The sequence below is a fragment of the Niallia taxi genome (assembly GCF_004005475.1).
GTDB classification, from domain to species: domain Bacteria; phylum Bacillota; class Bacilli; order Bacillales; family Cytobacillaceae; genus Niallia; species Niallia taxi.
Window position 1 is genome coordinate 1 of record NZ_RZTZ01000030.1, and the last position, 17,049, is coordinate 17,049.

Genomic DNA, 17,049 nt, shown 5'->3' on the forward strand with positions numbered 1-17,049 from the left:
CCATATTCGCTGCTTAATTCTTTAACCGGGCTGCCGGAATGATACAAATCCACAATCGTTTTCTTAAAATCATCGTTATATTTTTTGCCTGCAGGTTTACGTTCCAATTCGGACACATCCTCTCAAAATAATTGTAAGGACTTAATTAAATTGTGTCCATGAAACTATACTAACTCCAATATCTATGATAAAAGACACCGTTAGTTTAAAATTTATTAATTACGGAGGAGAAATTATGAATAAAAGATATGTGTAAGGTAAAAATATAATTGAATCAAAAAAGGAGGGATAGTAATGTCACAGGAACAATTTCAAGCCTGTATTGATGAATGTTTAGCTTGTATGAAGGTATGTAATCATTGTTATGACGCTTGTCTCAAAGAGGGAGATAGCCACCATATGGCGGATTGCATTCGGTTAGATCGAGAATGTGCCGATATGTGTGCCTTTGCTGCTGGAGCAATGTCTCGAAATAGTCAATTTGCTCATCAAATTTGTCAACTATGTGCTGAGATATGTGAAGCATGTGGAAACGAGTGTAAAAAACACGATCATGCTCATTGTAAAGAATGTGCAGAAGCTTGTTTCAAATGTGCAGATGTATGTCGTAAGATGGCTAGCTAATATCTTATTAAGGTACCGTTTTCTAAGACAAAAGTCCCTTTGGAGCATCCATAGGGACTTTATGTTTGACATCTACATTAATTGAACAAATTCCAAAGGGAATTAAAAGTTTCGTTCTCTACCATTATATATATACCTAATCCAACAAATACAATGGGGATAATCCATCTTCCATATTTCTCTAGAATTTCAGATACATGTCTGAAAGCTGCTAAACGATAACCTAAGAAACACCAGATAGCAACCATTAAGAGGAAGATAATAACTGTAACAACCAATTCACTTATATTTAAGGTTGAAAAATAAGGTACATAGATCCCAATATTATCCCCACCATTAGCAAATGTGATGAAGGCAATACTCATAAAGAGTTTATTAAATTTTCCTGAGTTCAAACTAGATAAGATAGCACCTTCATCTTCATCTTCGCCCTTTATAAATAACTTAATCCCTAAAAAGATTGGAATTAAACCAAGCAAACCAACCCATTGCTTAGGAATTAGCATAACGCCAAAAGTCCCTAAAAGACTGATCAAAACTAACAAGGAAAAACCTAAATATTGACCAATGACTATTTCTCTAGGGTTGATTAGATTATTTTTTGTTTTCATATTAACCTTTCTACCGTCACTCGTTTTAGCGTGTGTCTTTGCCTGAGAAAACAGCAGCATTAAAACAAAAATGTCATCAATATTGGTTACTATGAATGCCCCAATTGCAGATATAAAGGTTAAAGCCATTTTTATCAACTCCACTAGCATTTCATTTAAATATTAGTATATACGTTTGAATATTATTAAAAGTTTACCCAATATATTAAATCTTAAACAAATTACCCATTTTCGTTTTTAATATTGAACAAAATATTGCCTTTGATTAGTGTACATGAAAAGATAACTGATCCAATATCAAGTGAGAAGCAAAATACAGTAAAATTCCAACAAAAAAGAAAAGAAAAGAATAATTGGTCGATCTTCAGTCTCACTTACAACAGGTAACAACTCAACCGTAGCTATGTATAGAAATATGCCTGATGTAATGGAAAGAGCTATAGCAAGGATATTGCTATCTACCTTGAAAAATTGTGTGCAAGACAAGGCAGCAAACGCATCCAATATCGTTGATATAGCCAATAAGAAAGATTCTCCGATTGACTTCTTCTTGCTTTTTAAGCTTGCAAATACGATTGAAGCAATCGCCATTCCAGCGCTCATGGCCATTAAGCCATTTAAGCCTCTCCTAGACCAATTTTTTAAAGGAAGATCACAAGACCATCCAAGACATTAGCGAAAGCCGCAGCTTAAACGTAGAACAATATGTCCATTGATTCCCCCCACTTCATTAAGTTTAAAATTCAACCTGCACTTATGAAAAGTGCAGGTACGCCTACATTCACATTATTGTTTTTTATTCAGCATGTGAATGGCATGTCCCATAACACCTTCAGCAGCCTCCATTAAAGGCTCTGGCAATGTAGGATGAGCATGTATGGTAAGACTAAGATCTTCGGCTGTTGCCCCAGACTCAATCGCTAAAACGGCTTCAGCAATAAGCGATGATACTTCCGGCCCTACCATCTGTACGCCTAACACCCTTTTCGTAGTCTTTTCAGCTACAACCTGTACAAAGCCATCTGCATCCGAAATAGATAATGCTCTGCCATTCGCTTGGAATGGAAAGCGACTAGAAACCGTTTCGAATCCTTGTTCTTTCGCTTCTTTCTCCGTTAAACCTGTATAGGCTACTTCAGGATCACTGAAAATAACAAAAGGCATGGCTTGAAAATCAATCACACTTTTTAGCCCGCTAATCACTTCTGCAGCTATCTTTCCTTCATAACTAGCTTTATGGGCAAGGAGGTATCCACCAGCACAGTCCCCTATTGCATAAACATGCTCAACATTTGTTTGACATTTGTCATTTATCTTAATAAACCCGCGTTTGTCTAATTCTACTCCGATATTTTCCAAGCCAATTTTTCCTGTGTTCGGTTTTCTTCCTATAGAAACTAAGCAATAATCACCTTTAATAATCTCTTCTTCTCCATTCACCTGAACATGAACGTTTACTTCATCACCTGTATTTTCTCCGCTTTGGACTAAAGCATTCGTTATAACTGTGATACCAAGTTCCTTTAAATGCCGTTTTACTACATTTGTAAGCAACGGGTCTGTACCTGGAAGAATTGTATCCGATCCTTCTAGGATGGTCACTTTTGCCCCGAACTTAGCATAAGCAGTACCCAATTCCAAACCGATATAACCACCACCTACCACAACTAAATGCTTTGGTACTTCCTGCAACATCAATGCCTCCGTTGAAGAGATGATTCTTTTTTTATCAAATGGCATATTTTTTAATTCGAAGGGCAAAGACCCTATCGCAAGGATTAAATCTTTATAAGAATACATTTGTTCTTCGTTACCCATTCTGATTTTAACAGTATGGGATTTATTGAGATAAGCTTCTCCACTGATGACCTCCACACCATTTCCTTTCAGTAAGGTCCGGACCCCATTCGTTAGTTTATTCACTATACCGTCCTTCCACTTCACCACTTCCGTCATATCTACTTCAACTTCCCCAGAAACCTTTATTCCCATTGAGTTTGCATGTTTTATGTGCTTTACTCGTTCAGAAGCACTAATAAGAGCCTTTGAAGGTATACACCCACGGTTAAGGCAAACCCCTCCTAATTCTGCTTTATCCACCAAAACCACTTTTTTCCCCAACTGAGCAGCGCGTATGGCTGCCACATAACCTCCTGAGCCTGCGCCTATAACTAACAAATCCAGATCCTTTTTTACTTCAGCAGTCATTTCAGTTTCCTCCTGTTTTCCTAATGAATTAAAAGAATTATTTTTAATTAAGAATGAAATTGCTTTTGTTCCATATGTAGACCTGTATGTAATATAAAAACTGATGTTTTACTTATACCCAATCTTTTCATTTTTAATTAGAATGGATTTAGAATTTATAATAAATGCAATTATTTTTAGAAAAGGGCTTTCCAATCAGTCTGGAAAGCCCTTTTCCTTTATTCTTTCACTTTCATGAGTCGCATACCATTTAGTGCTACCAGTAGAGTTGCCCCCATATCTGAAAGAATAGCAATCCAAAGCGTTAACCAACCTGGGATGACCAATAATAAGGCAATTAATTTAATAGCGATTGCAAAGGTAATGTTAGCCTTGATTATATTTAGCGCTTTTCGACTAAGTTTCACAGTGAATGGAAGTTTTCTTAAATCGTCTCCCATTAATGCAACGTCTGCTGTTTCCAGTGCTGTATCTGTACCAGCTCCACCCATAGCTATCCCAACAGTAGAAGCTGCCAACGCAGGGGCATCATTGACACCATCTCCAACCATTGCTACGTTACCGTACTGGGATCTTAATTGTTTAATATAGTCTAATTTATCCTGTGGCATCAATTCTGCCTGAATATCTGATACTCCCACATGGCCGCCTATTGCATTCGCAGTACCTTTGTTATCACCTGTAAGCATAATTGTTTTTTTGATGCCAAGTTGATGTAGCTTTTGAATGACTTCCTTACTTGATTCACGTACTTCATCAGCTACCGCAATAACAGCAAGCATTTCTTTTTCAGTTCCAACTACCATAGCAGTTTTACCTTGGTTTTGAAGAGTCGTTACATTTTTCTCTAAGTTCTTATCGAAATTAGTAGTTGCTAATTCTTTAAAGAGTTTTGGACTTCCAATATAATAAGTATTCCCATTTACAATACCTTTTATACCCTTACCTGTAATAGAAGAGAAATCCTCTACCAGTACGTCTGAATAAGTAATGTTCTCCTCTTCTGCTTTTTTCATAATGGCCGATGCAAGAGGATGCTGAGAACGATACTCTAACGCAGTAATGATGGATAGTAATTCTTTTTCATTTACATGCTTGTTCAACACATTAAAATCAGTTACAACTGGGACACCTTTTGTTAACGTACCCGTTTTATCGAATGCAATGGCCTTTAAAGAACCCATTTCTTCTAAATAAACTCCGCCTTTTATCAGGACACCTTTTTTCGCTGCATTCCCAATCGCTGAAACAATGGAAATCGGAGTAGAAATGACTAACGCGCAAGGGCAACCAACGACAAGAACAGCTAAGCCTTGATAAATCCATGTTTCCCAACTGCCACCAAAGAATATAGGAGGGATTACAGCAACTAATGCTGCAATGATCATAATAATTGGCGTATAATATTTCGCGAATTTCTCAACAAAGGCTTGAGATGGAGCGCGTTCTCCCTGTGCCTCCTCTACAAGGTGAATAATTTTAGAAATGGTTGTATCTTCAACCAGTTTAGTTATTTTCACCTCGAGTAAACCTTCTTCATTTAGCGTACCAGCAAATACTTCATCATCAACCGTTTTCTCAACCGGCACTGACTCACCTGTAATAGCTGCTTGATTGACGGCAGAATAGCCACTTACGACTACACCATCCATGGCAATCTTTTGACCAGGTTTTACGATCATGATATCCCCAACGGTAATATCATCGACATGGATCATCATTTCTTGTCCATTCCGTCTAACGAGTGCTTCTTTTGGCGCGATGTCCATTAATGAACGAATCGATTGTCTTGCTTTATCCATAGAGAATCGCTCAAGAGCTTCACTGATTGCAAAGAGAATAACAACAATGGAAACTTCTGCCCATTCTCCAATAATGGCACCACCTATAACAGCCACTGTCATTAGGGTTTTCATGTCAAATTCAAAGCGAACTAAGTTTTGCAAACCGACTTTAAAGAGCGATAATCCTCCTATCAACATGGACGCTACAAATAATATTGTAGTAACAATGTTCTCATCCCCATTCACAAACGAGGAAAGGTAACCAAAGACAATCAATAAGGAAGCATAGAGTAAGGTACTGTACTTTTTATAGAATGGCACTTTTTCTTCTTTCTTAACCTCTTGTGAAGCTTGTCGGACAGATTTTTCAGGGGCTATTTTAAGATTCTCAAATGCACCGGCTTTTTCTAATTCTTCAATCGTTGCATTTCCGTAAACATCAATTTTGGAAGCCCCAAAATTAACTTTAGCTTCCTCTACTCCAGGAAGTTGTTTTACATTTTTCTCAAACTTCCCTGCGCAGTTTGCGCAAGAAAAACCTTCAACTCGGTATACATTCTTGTTCTCGATAACCACTTGTGCTTGCCTTCTTGGTTTTTCAGGGGCCACTTTAAGATTTTCAAACGCTCCGGCTTTCTCCAATTCTTCAATCGTTGCATTTCCGTAAACATCAATTTTGGAAGCCCCAAAATTAACTTTAGCTTCCTGTACTCCAGGAAGTTGTTTTACATTTTTCTCAAACTTCCCTGCGCAGTTTGCGCAAGAAAAACCTTCAACTCGGTATACATTCTTGTTCTCGATAACCACTTGTGCTTGCCTTCTTGGTTTTTCAGGGGCCACTTTAAGATTTTCAAACGCTCCGGCTTTCTCCAATTCTTCAATCGTTGCATTTCCGTAAACATCAATTTTGGAAGCCCCAAAATTAACTTTAGCTTCCTGTACTCCAGGAAGTTTTTTAACATTTTTCTCAAACTTCCCTGCACAATTTGCACATGAAAACCCATCTACACGGTATACGGTTTTATCCTGTTCTAATTGTTTTGCTGATTCACTCAACTTCAACTACCTCCTTATGATGCGTAAAGGCTACTAGTATTAGCTGCTTTACATGTTCATCATCTAATGAATAAAAGACTAGCTTGCCTTCTTTGCGATATTTAGCTAGACCAATATTTTTCAGCAATCTTAAATGATGGGATGCTGTAGCAGTCGTAGATCCCACAATGTTCGCTACATCGCAAACACATAATTCGTCCTCTAAGGACAGAGCATAAGCAATTTTAATCCTTGTATCATCTGACAGGGCCTTAAATACTTTAGCTACTTCTAAAGGATTTTGTTCAATAAGCTTGTTTTTAGTTCTAACCACTTTCTCCTCATCGATACACGTGACCTCACATACATCTTTAGTCAAATTTCCACCCCTCAATATTCAAATGTTTATTTGATTATTATATTATGTTTTATTATTCTATACCAACACAAACAAATAGTCAAATGATTATTTGATTAAAACGAAAATTTCATGCTATTTATATTGTCTTTCAACACTAATTATCTCCTACATCCATTAGGATAAAAAATAACCCTGATTTTTCTTCTTAGCGTAGAAAAATCAGGGTTTTAACTACCAAAAAATATATTAATGTATAAATGCGTTTTGCCGGCAGGACCCCTTCTAAGTAAAGATAAATGGTGAATGTTGTCTGTACCACATATTGTGATGTTTATTTTAACATGGAAAGTATAGTTTTGCTCCTTACGAATTTTCCATTATAAAAACACCCAATAGCAATTTCACGTAAAAATATATCCGATATCCCCAATATTCTTACTTTAGGACTTTTTTTATTCTAGTTTAGCCTCTCTGTAAGTACTAATAATAAGTAATATAGCCCCACTAACTAAAAATATGTCAGCCGTATTAAAAATTGGGTAATTAATTAATCTGAAATCGAACATATCTGTGACTTCCCTAAAGATCAACCTGTCTATTACATTACCCAAAGCACCTCCGATAAATAAACCAAACGCTATACGAGTTAACTTATCTGTAACTTTCCGAGAATACACGAGAAAGCCTATTATAGCTATGAATGCAATGGCAATTAAGAAGCCTGTTTGACCAGAAAATATTCCCCAAGCAGCACCGGAATTGCGATGAGATGTTAAATAAAAAACCTTATCAATTAAAGGAATGGATTGGCCATAATCCATAGTATTCCGTACCGAGTATTTTGCAAGCTGATCTACTGCAACTACAATAAGAATAATCCAATACACTATTTATCACCTCGAATACAAGAAAAAATTTGTTTGAATAAATGAACAATCAATATAAAAAAACACAAGGAAAATGATGATTTAACAGCATTTGTAAGGTTTTTATAACATTCATATATATGTTTGAATGTTATATATCATAGATTAATGCTTATAAGAATAAAAGTCAATATTCAAATATATATTTGAATTTGAAGAATCCGTTAGAATAAAAAATACATTTTTGTTAATCAGTAGCATCTTCTTTTTTATTGACTTTGAACTCTCTAACTGATTCTAACAAACTGTCTGAATTTCTTTCTCCTAACTCTTCAAGAAAGTCAATGAATTCACCTTCTCCATTTTCATCACTAAAATCGTTCATTAAATCATGAAGTTCCCATTCAATAGTCTCTAACTCTTGAGTTGAGCAGGTGTTTAAAAAATCATCGTATCGTATATATCATCACGAAGCTTGTTATAAATCTCCCATCATGAGTCTTTTTCCTACCATCTTGAATCTCTTCGGTTCATCATCCATCGAATCTTATCAATACCTAACATTTAGAACACTCCTTCATTATGTTAAGGACATCCTTTTTTCTCTTGTAACAGGCACTTCAAATGGAAGTTTGGGTGGTTTACGGTTTAGATCAATTCGATATTTGCCGAACCGATTGACATGTGCCGTAACATATAAGGGCTTAAATAGGAAATCAACTCTTCATCATAATCATTTCCTTCTTGCATGTAGTCATGGAGAATACGAGATAAAGAGAACACATTATAAAAGATGAGGCAATTGGCCACTAGGTGGTTATATTTAATAACCTTGCGCTGTTTTTCACGGTCATTTTCAGCGATAATCCCTTCACCACCAAAGAAGATCCACTTGGTAAACCCATTAAAGGCTTCACTTTTATTGGTAGCTGCTTGAATAGTTCCTCTCAGTTCCTCGTCAGCCATATATTTTAATAAAAACATCGTTCGTATCACTCTTCCAAGCTCACGAAACGCCTGATACAGCTTATTCTTTTTGCTGTATGTTCCTAATTTATTGAGAATGGTAGATGGAGTAATTTTACCTGACTGGATGGACATAGCAACTCTAATCATGTCTGGGTAATGAGTCTCAATGAGCTCCCAATCGATTTCTGCTGAAAAAAGTTCATCAATATGCTCATACACCTCTTCTTTACAGGGACGGTATAATTTTAAATCTTTCCAATTACGTATCCTAGGCATCAGCTGAATTCCTAATAAAGAAGAAAGCCCAAAGACTGTAGTACTCTGCCCTTGAGTATCTGAATGGAGAATTTCAGGTTGAATTTCGGCTTTATCATTAATCAAAATGTCTAAAATATGGATACCTTCCCATACTCCACAAGGAATAAAATTACTGAATAAAGCAATATAGGTATCGGAAACATGATAATAGCCAATCCCGCCATATCCTCCATAACGAATATGGTTTTCGGATAGAAGATTTTGCTCATATAAATCCCATTTGGTTCCGTCGGCTGAGGCCCTCTTTCCATCACCCCAATATTTTGGAAGATCTTAATTGGTTATAGGCATTAATGATATATTGAATCGCTTTGTCTAAGTTTTCAATAGTTACATGACGTTGATTAATCCATGCAATTTGTTTTCTGTCTAGACTACCTGATCGAGCTGTTTGAGTGGGTCCTAAATTACATCCATAGCAAAAGGCATTGGTTATGTATCGTTCAACGGCATTCCTCATGTCCTGAAATGGGGCCAAAAAAACGTGTCCAATTTAACCAGTATTCAGTATTAGCCAACATATCCAGGACATTAATCGGCTCCAAACTTTCAGCTATATATTCTTCCAGTTTCTTTAAGCCTGGGGGAACTTTTTTCTTCTTTAACTTTCCAATCACCACTTCGCTGTTTTCAATCCGTACCTGTTCATTATGAGGAAAAGATTGGTCTGTCTGGCTTGTGACTTGTTTAAATTCTTGCTGTGTCTTTTTAACGAAATCGGTACCAGAAATAGGCAAGTTCACGTGCTTGCAAAAATTAGCTAAATTTTCTTCATAGTCCTCCCATGAAATGAGTTGCTTTCGATAATCTGCATTTTTTTCGCTTCCTTCAATATATAAGTCGCCGGCTTTAAGTTCTAACATTATCTGCGACAGGACACATACTTCAAAGTGGCGACGATTGATTTCATCAGGCATTTTTTCTTTCTTCTTTTTAGGACTGATCCAACGCCACTAGGAATCTGGAACCCAGGACAAGTCTAATAAAGGCGTAATTTCCCAATCCTCTTTCCTTTTTTTTCGATGTGAACGGCTGGTATGTATTCCTTTTTCGTATATTGATGAGTAAGGAGAAAAGAAATCGCCTCTTCCAGTTCTTTGTCTTGTGTAGTTGAACGGAGTCGAATGGATTTAAGAATTTTAAACAATGTAGCACGGTGACTTTTATAGAATCGCCATAGGAATAAAAAGTAATTGTCTCCGCTAAAAGCTAAATGGTTTTCGCAATCTTGTAATACTTGCGCTTCATGTTCTTGAAGTACCTTTTGCATGGCCAGAATTCTTTCTTCAGGATTCCCTTCTGTTTGGTAAGCAAGCAGTAATTCATGGAGGGTTGATATTAATGAATCCGTGCGTTTTTGCGTCTTTTCTTTATGATCCTTTAAATGTTGACGGCCTTTTTTATGGATGCTCATCATTCTTTTAATAAGCATTTCTCCAATATCATCTAATATTTTTGACAATTGCATAGATACAAAGGAAAGCGTGAGCGCATATCTTTTTTTAGATTCAATTTCCATCATACGAGAGGCACCCAACGTTTTAGCTTCAGCTGCCATTTGTTTCACTTTGATGTAAGAAACGTCTTCAAGTAAATCGGTTGGAATGTGCTGGTTTATTAACCAATTCCGACGTACAATTAAATCGTTGAGGTGTGATAAAGTGGCTCTTTTCGCGTCCTCATTCAGTTCATTCCAAGGACTATAAGTAGTGCCTTCGGGTATCTGAAAAAGCTGATCTATATTCTTTTTTTGTTCATCATTAGTGCATGGTCAATCTGATGATAGATGGCACGATAGGATTTGTTTCGAACGTCATTGGCTGCATCTTTTAAGGTATTAAAACGGGCAATTCATATCGTTGACGTACTAATTCTTCAATTGCAGCATTGACTAGGTCGGCGGGTCATCCTTGGTAAATGCCAGTTTGCTCATTGTATCAATCAAATTTTGTTGGGCTTCATAATCAAACGGTCGAAGCTGAAGATAATCCCGAACAAAACGAAAATGTCGTTTGGCTGTTCTCTTTTCACTATAGATTTTCCACTCTTCTTTGGCAGGTAAAGGCTGGTATGCTTTTCTCGCAATATGTATGACAATCGCTTCTGGAACATCGACAACTTGAACAAAAAATCCAAGCTTTTGTACGGTTTTGATTAAAACGAGTAAAGCTAATTGCTGTAAGGTTCCTTTAGATTTAGCCTCTGTCCATTCTATTTCATTCATTTTTGGGGAATATACTTCTTCCAAGTCCTTTTCCGTTAGGTTACTCTTAAATCTCGGGTAAATGGTATCTTGAATACTTGGCAATTTATATCCCTTCTTTGTTTAAATTTTTTGACAATCATATTTTTAGGATAAAATAAAACCTATCATTTGATAGGTCTGGCTGGTAATTCCATTATTTTCTAGAGTGGCCCCTCAATCTGCGAATCGTTTCCGTACCCCTAAGTTAGTTTTTTCATTTAAAAATGCTTCCTTAGAAATAAAAACAACAAAACCGCCTTTAGGCAGCTTTGTTAATAAACATAAAAACTATAATTTTGTACTACACCACGGACAAAAATTTATGCTTATACTAGAAGAACCCCCATCATGAATTACCAATCCGTAATCATTGTCTTGTTTATCATATATGATTACTTTATCTGGACATTCAAAGGGATCATCATGAATATCACACTTAAAATTTGCATGATAATCCATATCTTCACAAAGTAAATCGTTAGAATCTTCTCCTTCTATTTCGCTAGCTTCATCGTTAAATCTCCAAAAATTCAGTTCTCCTATGTAGTAATTTTCTTCCTTATAACTAAAATGAATTTCTCGACCCATCTTTAGATCTTTCAGAAATTCAATGTAGCTATATCCCATAATTCTAACTCACACACTTTCGAATAGCATCCTAATTCTCTTAATAATACTTTATTTCTTATTACACTAAATTCCCTGTTTGTTACATTAGAAAAAGTTCTCCACTAACTATCATATTTGAGTGGTAAACAAAAGAAGCCTACTCTAAGTAGGCTTTTGCTTTAAAAGGATATAATATCTAGAGCTTAATCATGAGTATTTCTCATTTTCATCTATCCATTTCCAGGAGATTAAATCGAATGAGTCAGAAGCCGTCATGGAAAACAAAATAAGAAGGTAGTTTTAAAACAACTGTTTCACCAGCTTTTCAACAATTTAGAAACCATTCTGTAATAGCTTTTTCTTCCTTTGGCCATAACTCTTCTTCATTTTCCTCATAAAAGCTGTAAAATTCATCAAACTGTTCATCTAGTATGTGTCTAAATTCCACATCTGAGATAATTCCTTGGCTACCAGCAAATAGCGACGAATCCTCTGATTCTTTAAATAATTCATTATTTTCCCTATCCATAGAAAACATCCTAATGTCAAATGAAGTTTGATTCATAAAAACTACAAAATCTAATAAATCAATATTAGGGGAAAAATTGTATTTTGAATTTCCTTTAATTTTTTTATAATAGTTTCAGTATGATTACTTAAACTTTCAACAAGTGTATCCATTATATGCCAAAACGCTAAATATAATATAAATTTTTCCTTTAGTATAATTTAATTTGACCATTCTACTCACATCGTCACCTAATAGCTATAAAACTGAAATTTCTTTTTCTGCTAAACTGCCACGATTGAAGCAAGGCTCTTTTCTTTATTACAGGAATGCTGCCCTGGTTATAACATAGTAAAGTTTCTCACATTTATTTTGTAATACTCCTTCAACAATACTTATCACTAAAATATACAGTTTCACGCAGTAAATGTGCGTTAACTCCTAAAACAAGCGTTAATCCTTATTAGATTGAATTTTCGCAAAGAAAAAGCCGTATAATCCCATATATACCATTGGTTTCGACGGTCGCTTTACTTATTTTATTAAGCGTTAATTGTTATTTAACGCAGACTTGATTTTTTATATATTCATTGCTAATCCGTTCTTCTCTTGTCTGTTAAACGTCAAATAATCTCTTTTTAGTATTTTATTTCCTTTTTGAATTCATAGTAATTAGTGCTTGGAACCGCAACCCAACACTTGGTTTTAAAAAATCTAACAACATATAAAAAAATAGGCAGAGTTTAAAACCTCTGCCATACATAGCTCTTATGATTTAACAGCATCTTTTAAGTTTTTTCCAGCTTTGAAAGTAGGTGCTTTACTTGCTGCAATTTCTATTTCTTCACCAGTTTGCGGGTTACGACCCTTTCTAGCTGCACGTTCGCTAACGGAGAAAGCACCAAATCCTAAAATTTCTACTTTTTCACCATTTTTCAATGATGTTGTGATTGTTTCCATTACGGAGTCAACTACTCTAGTTGAGTCTTTTTTTGATAGTTCTGAGCTTTCAGCTACTGCATTAATAAGTTCTGTTTTATTCATAATATGTACCTCCTTAAAATCAGTCCTCTAAATAGGACACTATTAGTATTTCACAAACTTATTTAATTCGCAATTATAAAACTATTTGACTTGGAGCCTTATCTAAAGGTAGTTTAAAATGTGACATTATAATACTAGTTTAGGAAGCCCTCTTATGAACAAACGCCCCCTTTCGTATTATAAGGTCAGCCAGAAAATATTAAATTGTACCCTTTGTAAAGGACATAATGAAAAAAGGTCAGGCTGAATAGAGAAGGTGATTTCTGTACTGTACAGGAGTCATCTTCTTTAAGTTCCATTGGTACCTGAAGTCGTTATAGTAAATCATATAGTTTTTAATTTCCTTTTTAAGTTCCTCTAATGTAGTACATGGCTTTATACTAGCTTCATCTTTTAAGTGACCAAAGAAAGATTCTTGAGGGGCATTATCCCAACAGTTTCCTCTTCTTGACATAGACTGTCCAAGTCCTAGTTTTCTAACGTATTTCTTGAAAAGTTGGACTTGTATAATGTGCTCCTTGATCAGAGTGTATATAAGCTCCCTCCGCAAATTTCACCTGTTTATTCTTAATTAACATTACTAATGTATCTATTGATAAATCTATTGTCATTGTATTTGAAACATTATAGGCAAGTATTTCATTAGTTGAACTATCTATAATCGTTGATAAATAAGCCTTCTGTCCATTACCGTAATATAAATATGTAATATCAGTAAGTAGAATTTTTCCGGGAATTCCTTGTTTAAACCTTCGGTTTAATAAATTGGGGAAAATAGGGTGCTCTTTAGTAGCTTTCAACATTTTCTTATAGGGGTTAGCTTTTCTGATAGTACATACAATTTTGTACTTTTTCATTATTCTTCGGATCCTTTTTAAATTATAAATAATTTGAAATTGCCCCTCTAAAGTCATTTTAATTTGACGTGCACCTTTTTGGCGTCGTTTAAAACAAAAAGCCTTTAGAATATTTTCTTTGAGTATCAAATCACGTTCTTCTTTATACATCCTTCTTTATTGAGATTTTGAAGAAAAGTAATTATAAAAACCTGAGCGAGTAACACCTGTAATTTTACATAAATAACTTACCATATTTTTTAGATTATATTTTTCTATTACAGAACGTATTAAAAGAAATTTCTGGTCAGCTGAAACTTTTACTCGTTTATCTTTAGCCCCCTTTCTATCAAATCTAACTTTTTTAATAATTCGTTTTCAGCTCGTAACAACTGAATTTGTGCCTCTAATCTAGCATTCTTTTGTTTTAGAGAAAGCTCCTTTTTAGATGGTCTCCCTGAATTATCACTACGCGTATCCCTAAGTCCTTTTACTCCAGGATTCCCTAAAAGCAGTGCGCCATCTTGAAGCTGCCCTTTGTACTCTGACTATCCCAATAATATCTATATCAAAGCCATTTTCCTCAAAAATTAATCTTGGTAACTTTCCTTTTTTACTTTCCGCTATAAAAATTCTTTTAAACTCATCTGTATATGTAATACTTTTTGAACTCACAGATTTAACATATGGATTAATAGTAAGTAAGTCAATTTCTTTCTCAGTAAAATGTATTTTAGACATCCTAAGTGTTCTCCAATTTCCTATAGATTTTCTTATTATACATAAAAGTACCCCCTAGGTAGACCTTTTTAAGTGTCTACTCCATAGGGTACATTTTATATTTCTGGTTGACCTTTTTTTATATCGATATATGATAATCGTAGCCAGGGTAGAACGTCCGCCCCCGTGGGACTAGATCCCGTCAACTAAACCGTTCACCCCCTACTTGTAGAAACATGTTTGAGGCTGGTTGAGACTTGATCTCGTATAACAAGCGAAGCTGTGATACTGCATTAGGGATATAGGGGTTACTGGCAAAGAATTCAAAGGAGGAGATTTTAGAATGAATCCAGGTTTTTACTTCTTCGCAAAACTTTTCTTCTTTGCAATATAAGGAATTAAAATTAAACACTCACTTCATTAAATTAAAGCAACTATCAATTCTTTCAAAAAAAAAGCAGCTTTTTGCTGCTATAACAAATCGATTCAATTTTTTAAAAAGCGTAATAGCTTTTGAACTACAAACTTCGAATCAGGTCCCACTCCTCTTAAAGTTGCAGAGGCAAATGTTCGTTGCCCATCTAGTCCCACATAATATAATCCCTTCACGGATGTACTGACACCAGCTTGATGAATTGGATTCCCATTTATATCAGTTGCACCAATATCAGCTAAATGAGGCAAATAATTTTTATATCCGGTTGCAAATATAATTGCGTCCACGGGCTCTTTACTTCCATCTGCCCAAACTACTCCATCACTATAAAAAGAAGTAAACATTCGCTTTTGATCTGGATTTCCTTCTTTAATTTTTTCCTTATAATTCCCCAAATCGATAACTGAATTTGATTGTGGAACACTTTTTCTAAATCTCCAAAATGGAAAATTATCAAACCCTGTAATTCTAATCCAATAGTGAAGATCCAACCCTAAAACTTTTTGTTTTAGTAGATTAACTTTATTTCTTACAGCTAAAGATGTGATACTAATTTCGGAAAGTTCAATTGCAATTTGAACAGCAGAATTGCCGCTTCCTACGACGATATTTCTTTTATTAATAAAACTAGTTGGATTACGGTATTCAGAAGAGTGAAATGTACGCCCTTTAAATAACTCTATTCCTTTTATATCTGGTATATATGGGTTTCGGAAAGAGCCTGTAGCATTAATAATTGTTTTGGATTGAAACCTATTACCTTTTTCCGTAATTAGTGTAAAAATCTCATCTTCTTTCTTAACAGATACAACCTGCTGATTTCCTTCTATAGGAAATTGAAAAAACTGAATATAGTCTTCTAAGTATTTTATTACTTCAAATCTAGATGGATATTCATTTGCGTGTTTTGGAAACTTCAATCCTGGCAGTGATGCGAAAGAAGCAGGTGAAAATAATTTGAGACTGTCATAATAATCTGGCCATGATCCCCTAGCTTGGTTACTTGAATCTAAAATTAAATATTGAAGTTTATTCTTTTTTAAATAATATCCAGCAGCTAATCCAGCCTGCCCCCCACCAACTACAATGGCATCATAAATTTTACCCATAGTGCCTCCTCTTATTGTTTGTAATTTGCAAATATATATCCAGTGGAATTATTCCATGATATCCCTGCAGCACATACTTGATTTGGCCATAGACTCATTAAGCAATATAAGTGAACGGATAACAGTTTCCCTTTCAAACTCATTCATATTTGAAAAAACCTCATCTAAATAGGAACTTATTTGATGATTAATAGTAGTTGCAATAAACTTCCCTTCTGTGGTTAGAGAAAGGATACTTATCCTTCTGTCTTCAGAATCAGGTGTTTTTTTAACTAGATTCATTTTTACTAAAGATTGTATTTGGCGGCTAAATGTCGTAATGTCTGTTCCAAGAGTATCTGCAATTTGCTGAATAGAAGGATTATGTTGAATATCAATCTCATAAAGTATTTGACTTTGAATAAGTGAGATTTCAATTCCTCCAGCAGTGCAACAATTTTTATTTAACATTCCAAACCGTCTTGTTAATATCTGAAATAGTTCTCTAATATTTTCCAAATTATCCACCTCTATAAATTATTATATAAAATAATTTGTAATTTGCAACTAATATATTGTTATTTACTTTTGATTTATTTGTTGGGTATCCATGCAACTTCTCCATCTAATTAAACACACAATATAAAAAAAGACCTTTAGATTTTAAAGTGTACCCTTTGTAAAGGACATTTAAAAAAAGCCTAGGCAGTTTTAAGAAGATGATCTCTGTATTGAACAGGGGTCATCTTTTTTAAGTTCCACTGATATCTATAGTAATTGTAATAAA

Annotated in this window: 18 protein-coding genes and 2 pseudogenes; 2 read left to right on the top strand and 18 right to left on the bottom strand. The window is 34.9% G+C overall.

Annotated elements, in window-relative coordinates; all coding sequences use genetic code 11:
* Positions 1-294 precede the first annotated feature (294 nt).
* On the top strand, positions 295-624 hold the full coding sequence (locus EM808_RS27575) for a four-helix bundle copper-binding protein (RefSeq protein ID WP_127742905.1): 330 nt from the start codon (positions 295-297) through the stop codon (positions 622-624).
* Positions 625-701: 77 nt separating this feature from the next.
* Here the strand turns inward: EM808_RS27575 and EM808_RS27580 are convergent, their stop codons facing one another.
* Positions 702-1,364: a CadD family cadmium resistance transporter gene (locus EM808_RS27580; RefSeq protein ID WP_127742907.1), complete on the bottom strand. Its 663-nt coding sequence runs from the start codon at positions 1,362-1,364 to the stop codon at positions 702-704.
* 334 nt (positions 1,365-1,698) lie between these two features.
* Between EM808_RS27580 and EM808_RS28860 the strand changes: the two genes are divergently transcribed.
* The gene (locus EM808_RS28860; RefSeq protein WP_164849818.1) at positions 1,699-1,911 is read left to right on the top strand and encodes a hypothetical protein; all 213 of its coding nucleotides are present in this window, start codon (positions 1,699-1,701) and stop codon (positions 1,909-1,911) included.
* A 110-nt stretch (positions 1,912-2,021) separates the two neighbouring features.
* Here EM808_RS28860 and lpdA read toward each other — a convergent pair whose 3' ends face one another.
* From lpdA to EM808_RS29935, 17 genes and pseudogenes are all read right to left on the bottom strand, one after another.
* On the bottom strand, positions 2,022-3,443 hold the full coding sequence (lpdA, locus tag EM808_RS27590) for a dihydrolipoyl dehydrogenase (RefSeq protein WP_127742909.1): 1,422 nt from the start codon (positions 3,441-3,443) through the stop codon (positions 2,022-2,024).
* Positions 3,444-3,661: 218 nt separating this feature from the next.
* Complete coding sequence (locus EM808_RS27595; protein WP_127742925.1) at positions 3,662-6,283, bottom strand: heavy metal translocating P-type ATPase; 2,622 nt, start codon at positions 6,281-6,283, stop codon at positions 3,662-3,664.
* On the bottom strand, positions 6,276-6,641 hold the full coding sequence (locus EM808_RS27600; protein ID WP_127742911.1) for an ArsR/SmtB family transcription factor: 366 nt from the start codon (positions 6,639-6,641) through the stop codon (positions 6,276-6,278). Before EM808_RS27600 ends, EM808_RS27595 begins: the two co-directional genes overlap by 8 nt.
* Positions 6,642-7,075: 434 nt before the next feature.
* Complete coding sequence (lspA, locus tag EM808_RS27605) at positions 7,076-7,510, bottom strand: signal peptidase II (RefSeq protein ID WP_127742913.1); 435 nt, start codon at positions 7,508-7,510, stop codon at positions 7,076-7,078.
* Between the two features lie 226 nt (positions 7,511-7,736).
* The gene (locus tag EM808_RS28865; RefSeq protein WP_164849819.1) at positions 7,737-7,874 is read right to left on the bottom strand and encodes a hypothetical protein; all 138 of its coding nucleotides are present in this window, start codon (positions 7,872-7,874) and stop codon (positions 7,737-7,739) included.
* A gap of 263 nt (positions 7,875-8,137) precedes the next feature.
* Positions 8,138-8,974: pseudogene (locus EM808_RS29385) on the bottom strand (Tn3 family transposase); the annotation flags it as partial.
* Between the two features lie 52 nt (positions 8,975-9,026).
* A complete protein-coding gene (locus EM808_RS29390; RefSeq protein WP_235856741.1) occupies positions 9,027-9,236 on the bottom strand; it encodes a transposase in 210 nt (69 codons plus the stop codon).
* Complete coding sequence (locus EM808_RS29395; RefSeq protein WP_235856738.1) at positions 9,220-9,693, bottom strand: hypothetical protein; 474 nt, start codon at positions 9,691-9,693, stop codon at positions 9,220-9,222. Before EM808_RS29395 ends, EM808_RS29390 begins: the two co-directional genes overlap by 17 nt.
* Before the next feature lie 62 nt (positions 9,694-9,755).
* Positions 9,756-10,343, bottom strand: coding sequence for a hypothetical protein (locus EM808_RS29400; RefSeq protein WP_235856739.1), 588 nt, complete (start codon positions 10,341-10,343; stop codon positions 9,756-9,758).
* 324 nt (positions 10,344-10,667) lie between these two features.
* Complete coding sequence (locus tag EM808_RS29405) at positions 10,668-11,084, bottom strand: DUF4158 domain-containing protein (RefSeq protein ID WP_235856740.1); 417 nt, start codon at positions 11,082-11,084, stop codon at positions 10,668-10,670.
* A gap of 225 nt (positions 11,085-11,309) precedes the next feature.
* Positions 11,310-11,648, bottom strand: coding sequence for a DUF6980 family protein (locus EM808_RS27615; protein ID WP_127742915.1), 339 nt, complete (start codon positions 11,646-11,648; stop codon positions 11,310-11,312).
* Positions 11,649-11,955: 307 nt separating this feature from the next.
* Positions 11,956-12,159, bottom strand: coding sequence for a hypothetical protein (locus tag EM808_RS27620; RefSeq protein WP_127742917.1), 204 nt, complete (start codon positions 12,157-12,159; stop codon positions 11,956-11,958).
* A gap of 747 nt (positions 12,160-12,906) precedes the next feature.
* On the bottom strand, positions 12,907-13,182 hold the full coding sequence (locus EM808_RS27625; RefSeq protein ID WP_127742919.1) for an HU family DNA-binding protein: 276 nt from the start codon (positions 13,180-13,182) through the stop codon (positions 12,907-12,909).
* 238 nt (positions 13,183-13,420) lie between these two features.
* Positions 13,421-14,759, bottom strand: a pseudogene (locus tag EM808_RS27630) (IS3 family transposase).
* Positions 14,760-15,224: 465 nt separating this feature from the next.
* A complete protein-coding gene (locus tag EM808_RS27635; protein WP_127742921.1) occupies positions 15,225-16,283 on the bottom strand; it encodes a flavin-containing monooxygenase in 1,059 nt (352 codons plus the stop codon).
* Between the two features lie 48 nt (positions 16,284-16,331).
* Positions 16,332-16,781, bottom strand: a complete 450-nt coding sequence (locus EM808_RS27640) for a MarR family winged helix-turn-helix transcriptional regulator (protein ID WP_127742923.1) — start codon at positions 16,779-16,781, stop codon at positions 16,332-16,334.
* A 182-nt stretch (positions 16,782-16,963) separates the two neighbouring features.
* The coding region (locus tag EM808_RS29935; protein ID WP_164849820.1) for an IS3 family transposase at positions 16,964-17,049 on the bottom strand (86 nt) is incomplete at its 5' end.

Excerpts from the sequence above, each read along its gene's own strand:
- EM808_RS27575 (WP_127742905.1), top strand. The coding sequence starts at position 295 with ATGTCACAGGAACAATTTCAAGCCTGTATTGATGAATGTTTAGCTTGT.
- EM808_RS27580 (WP_127742907.1), bottom strand. The coding sequence starts at position 1,364 with ATGGCTTTAACCTTTATATCTGCAATTGGGGCATTCATAGTAACCAAT.
- lpdA (WP_127742909.1), bottom strand. The coding sequence starts at position 3,443 with ATGACTGCTGAAGTAAAAAAGGATCTGGATTTGTTAGTTATAGGCGCA.
- EM808_RS28865 (WP_164849819.1), bottom strand. The coding sequence starts at position 7,874 with ATGAACGATTTTAGTGATGAAAATGGAGAAGGTGAATTCATTGACTTT.
- EM808_RS29390 (WP_235856741.1), bottom strand. The coding sequence starts at position 9,236 with ATGAGGAATGCCGTTGAACGATACATAACCAATGCCTTTTGCTATGGA.
- EM808_RS29395 (WP_235856738.1), bottom strand. The coding sequence starts at position 9,693 with ATGCCTGATGAAATCAATCGTCGCCACTTTGAAGTATGTGTCCTGTCG.
- EM808_RS27615 (WP_127742915.1), bottom strand. The coding sequence starts at position 11,648 with ATGGGATATAGCTACATTGAATTTCTGAAAGATCTAAAGATGGGTCGA.
- EM808_RS27620 (WP_127742917.1), bottom strand. The coding sequence starts at position 12,159 with ATGGATAGGGAAAATAATGAATTATTTAAAGAATCAGAGGATTCGTCG.
- EM808_RS27625 (WP_127742919.1), bottom strand. The coding sequence starts at position 13,182 with ATGAATAAAACAGAACTTATTAATGCAGTAGCTGAAAGCTCAGAACTA.
- EM808_RS27635 (WP_127742921.1), bottom strand. The coding sequence starts at position 16,283 with ATGGGTAAAATTTATGATGCCATTGTAGTTGGTGGGGGGCAGGCTGGA.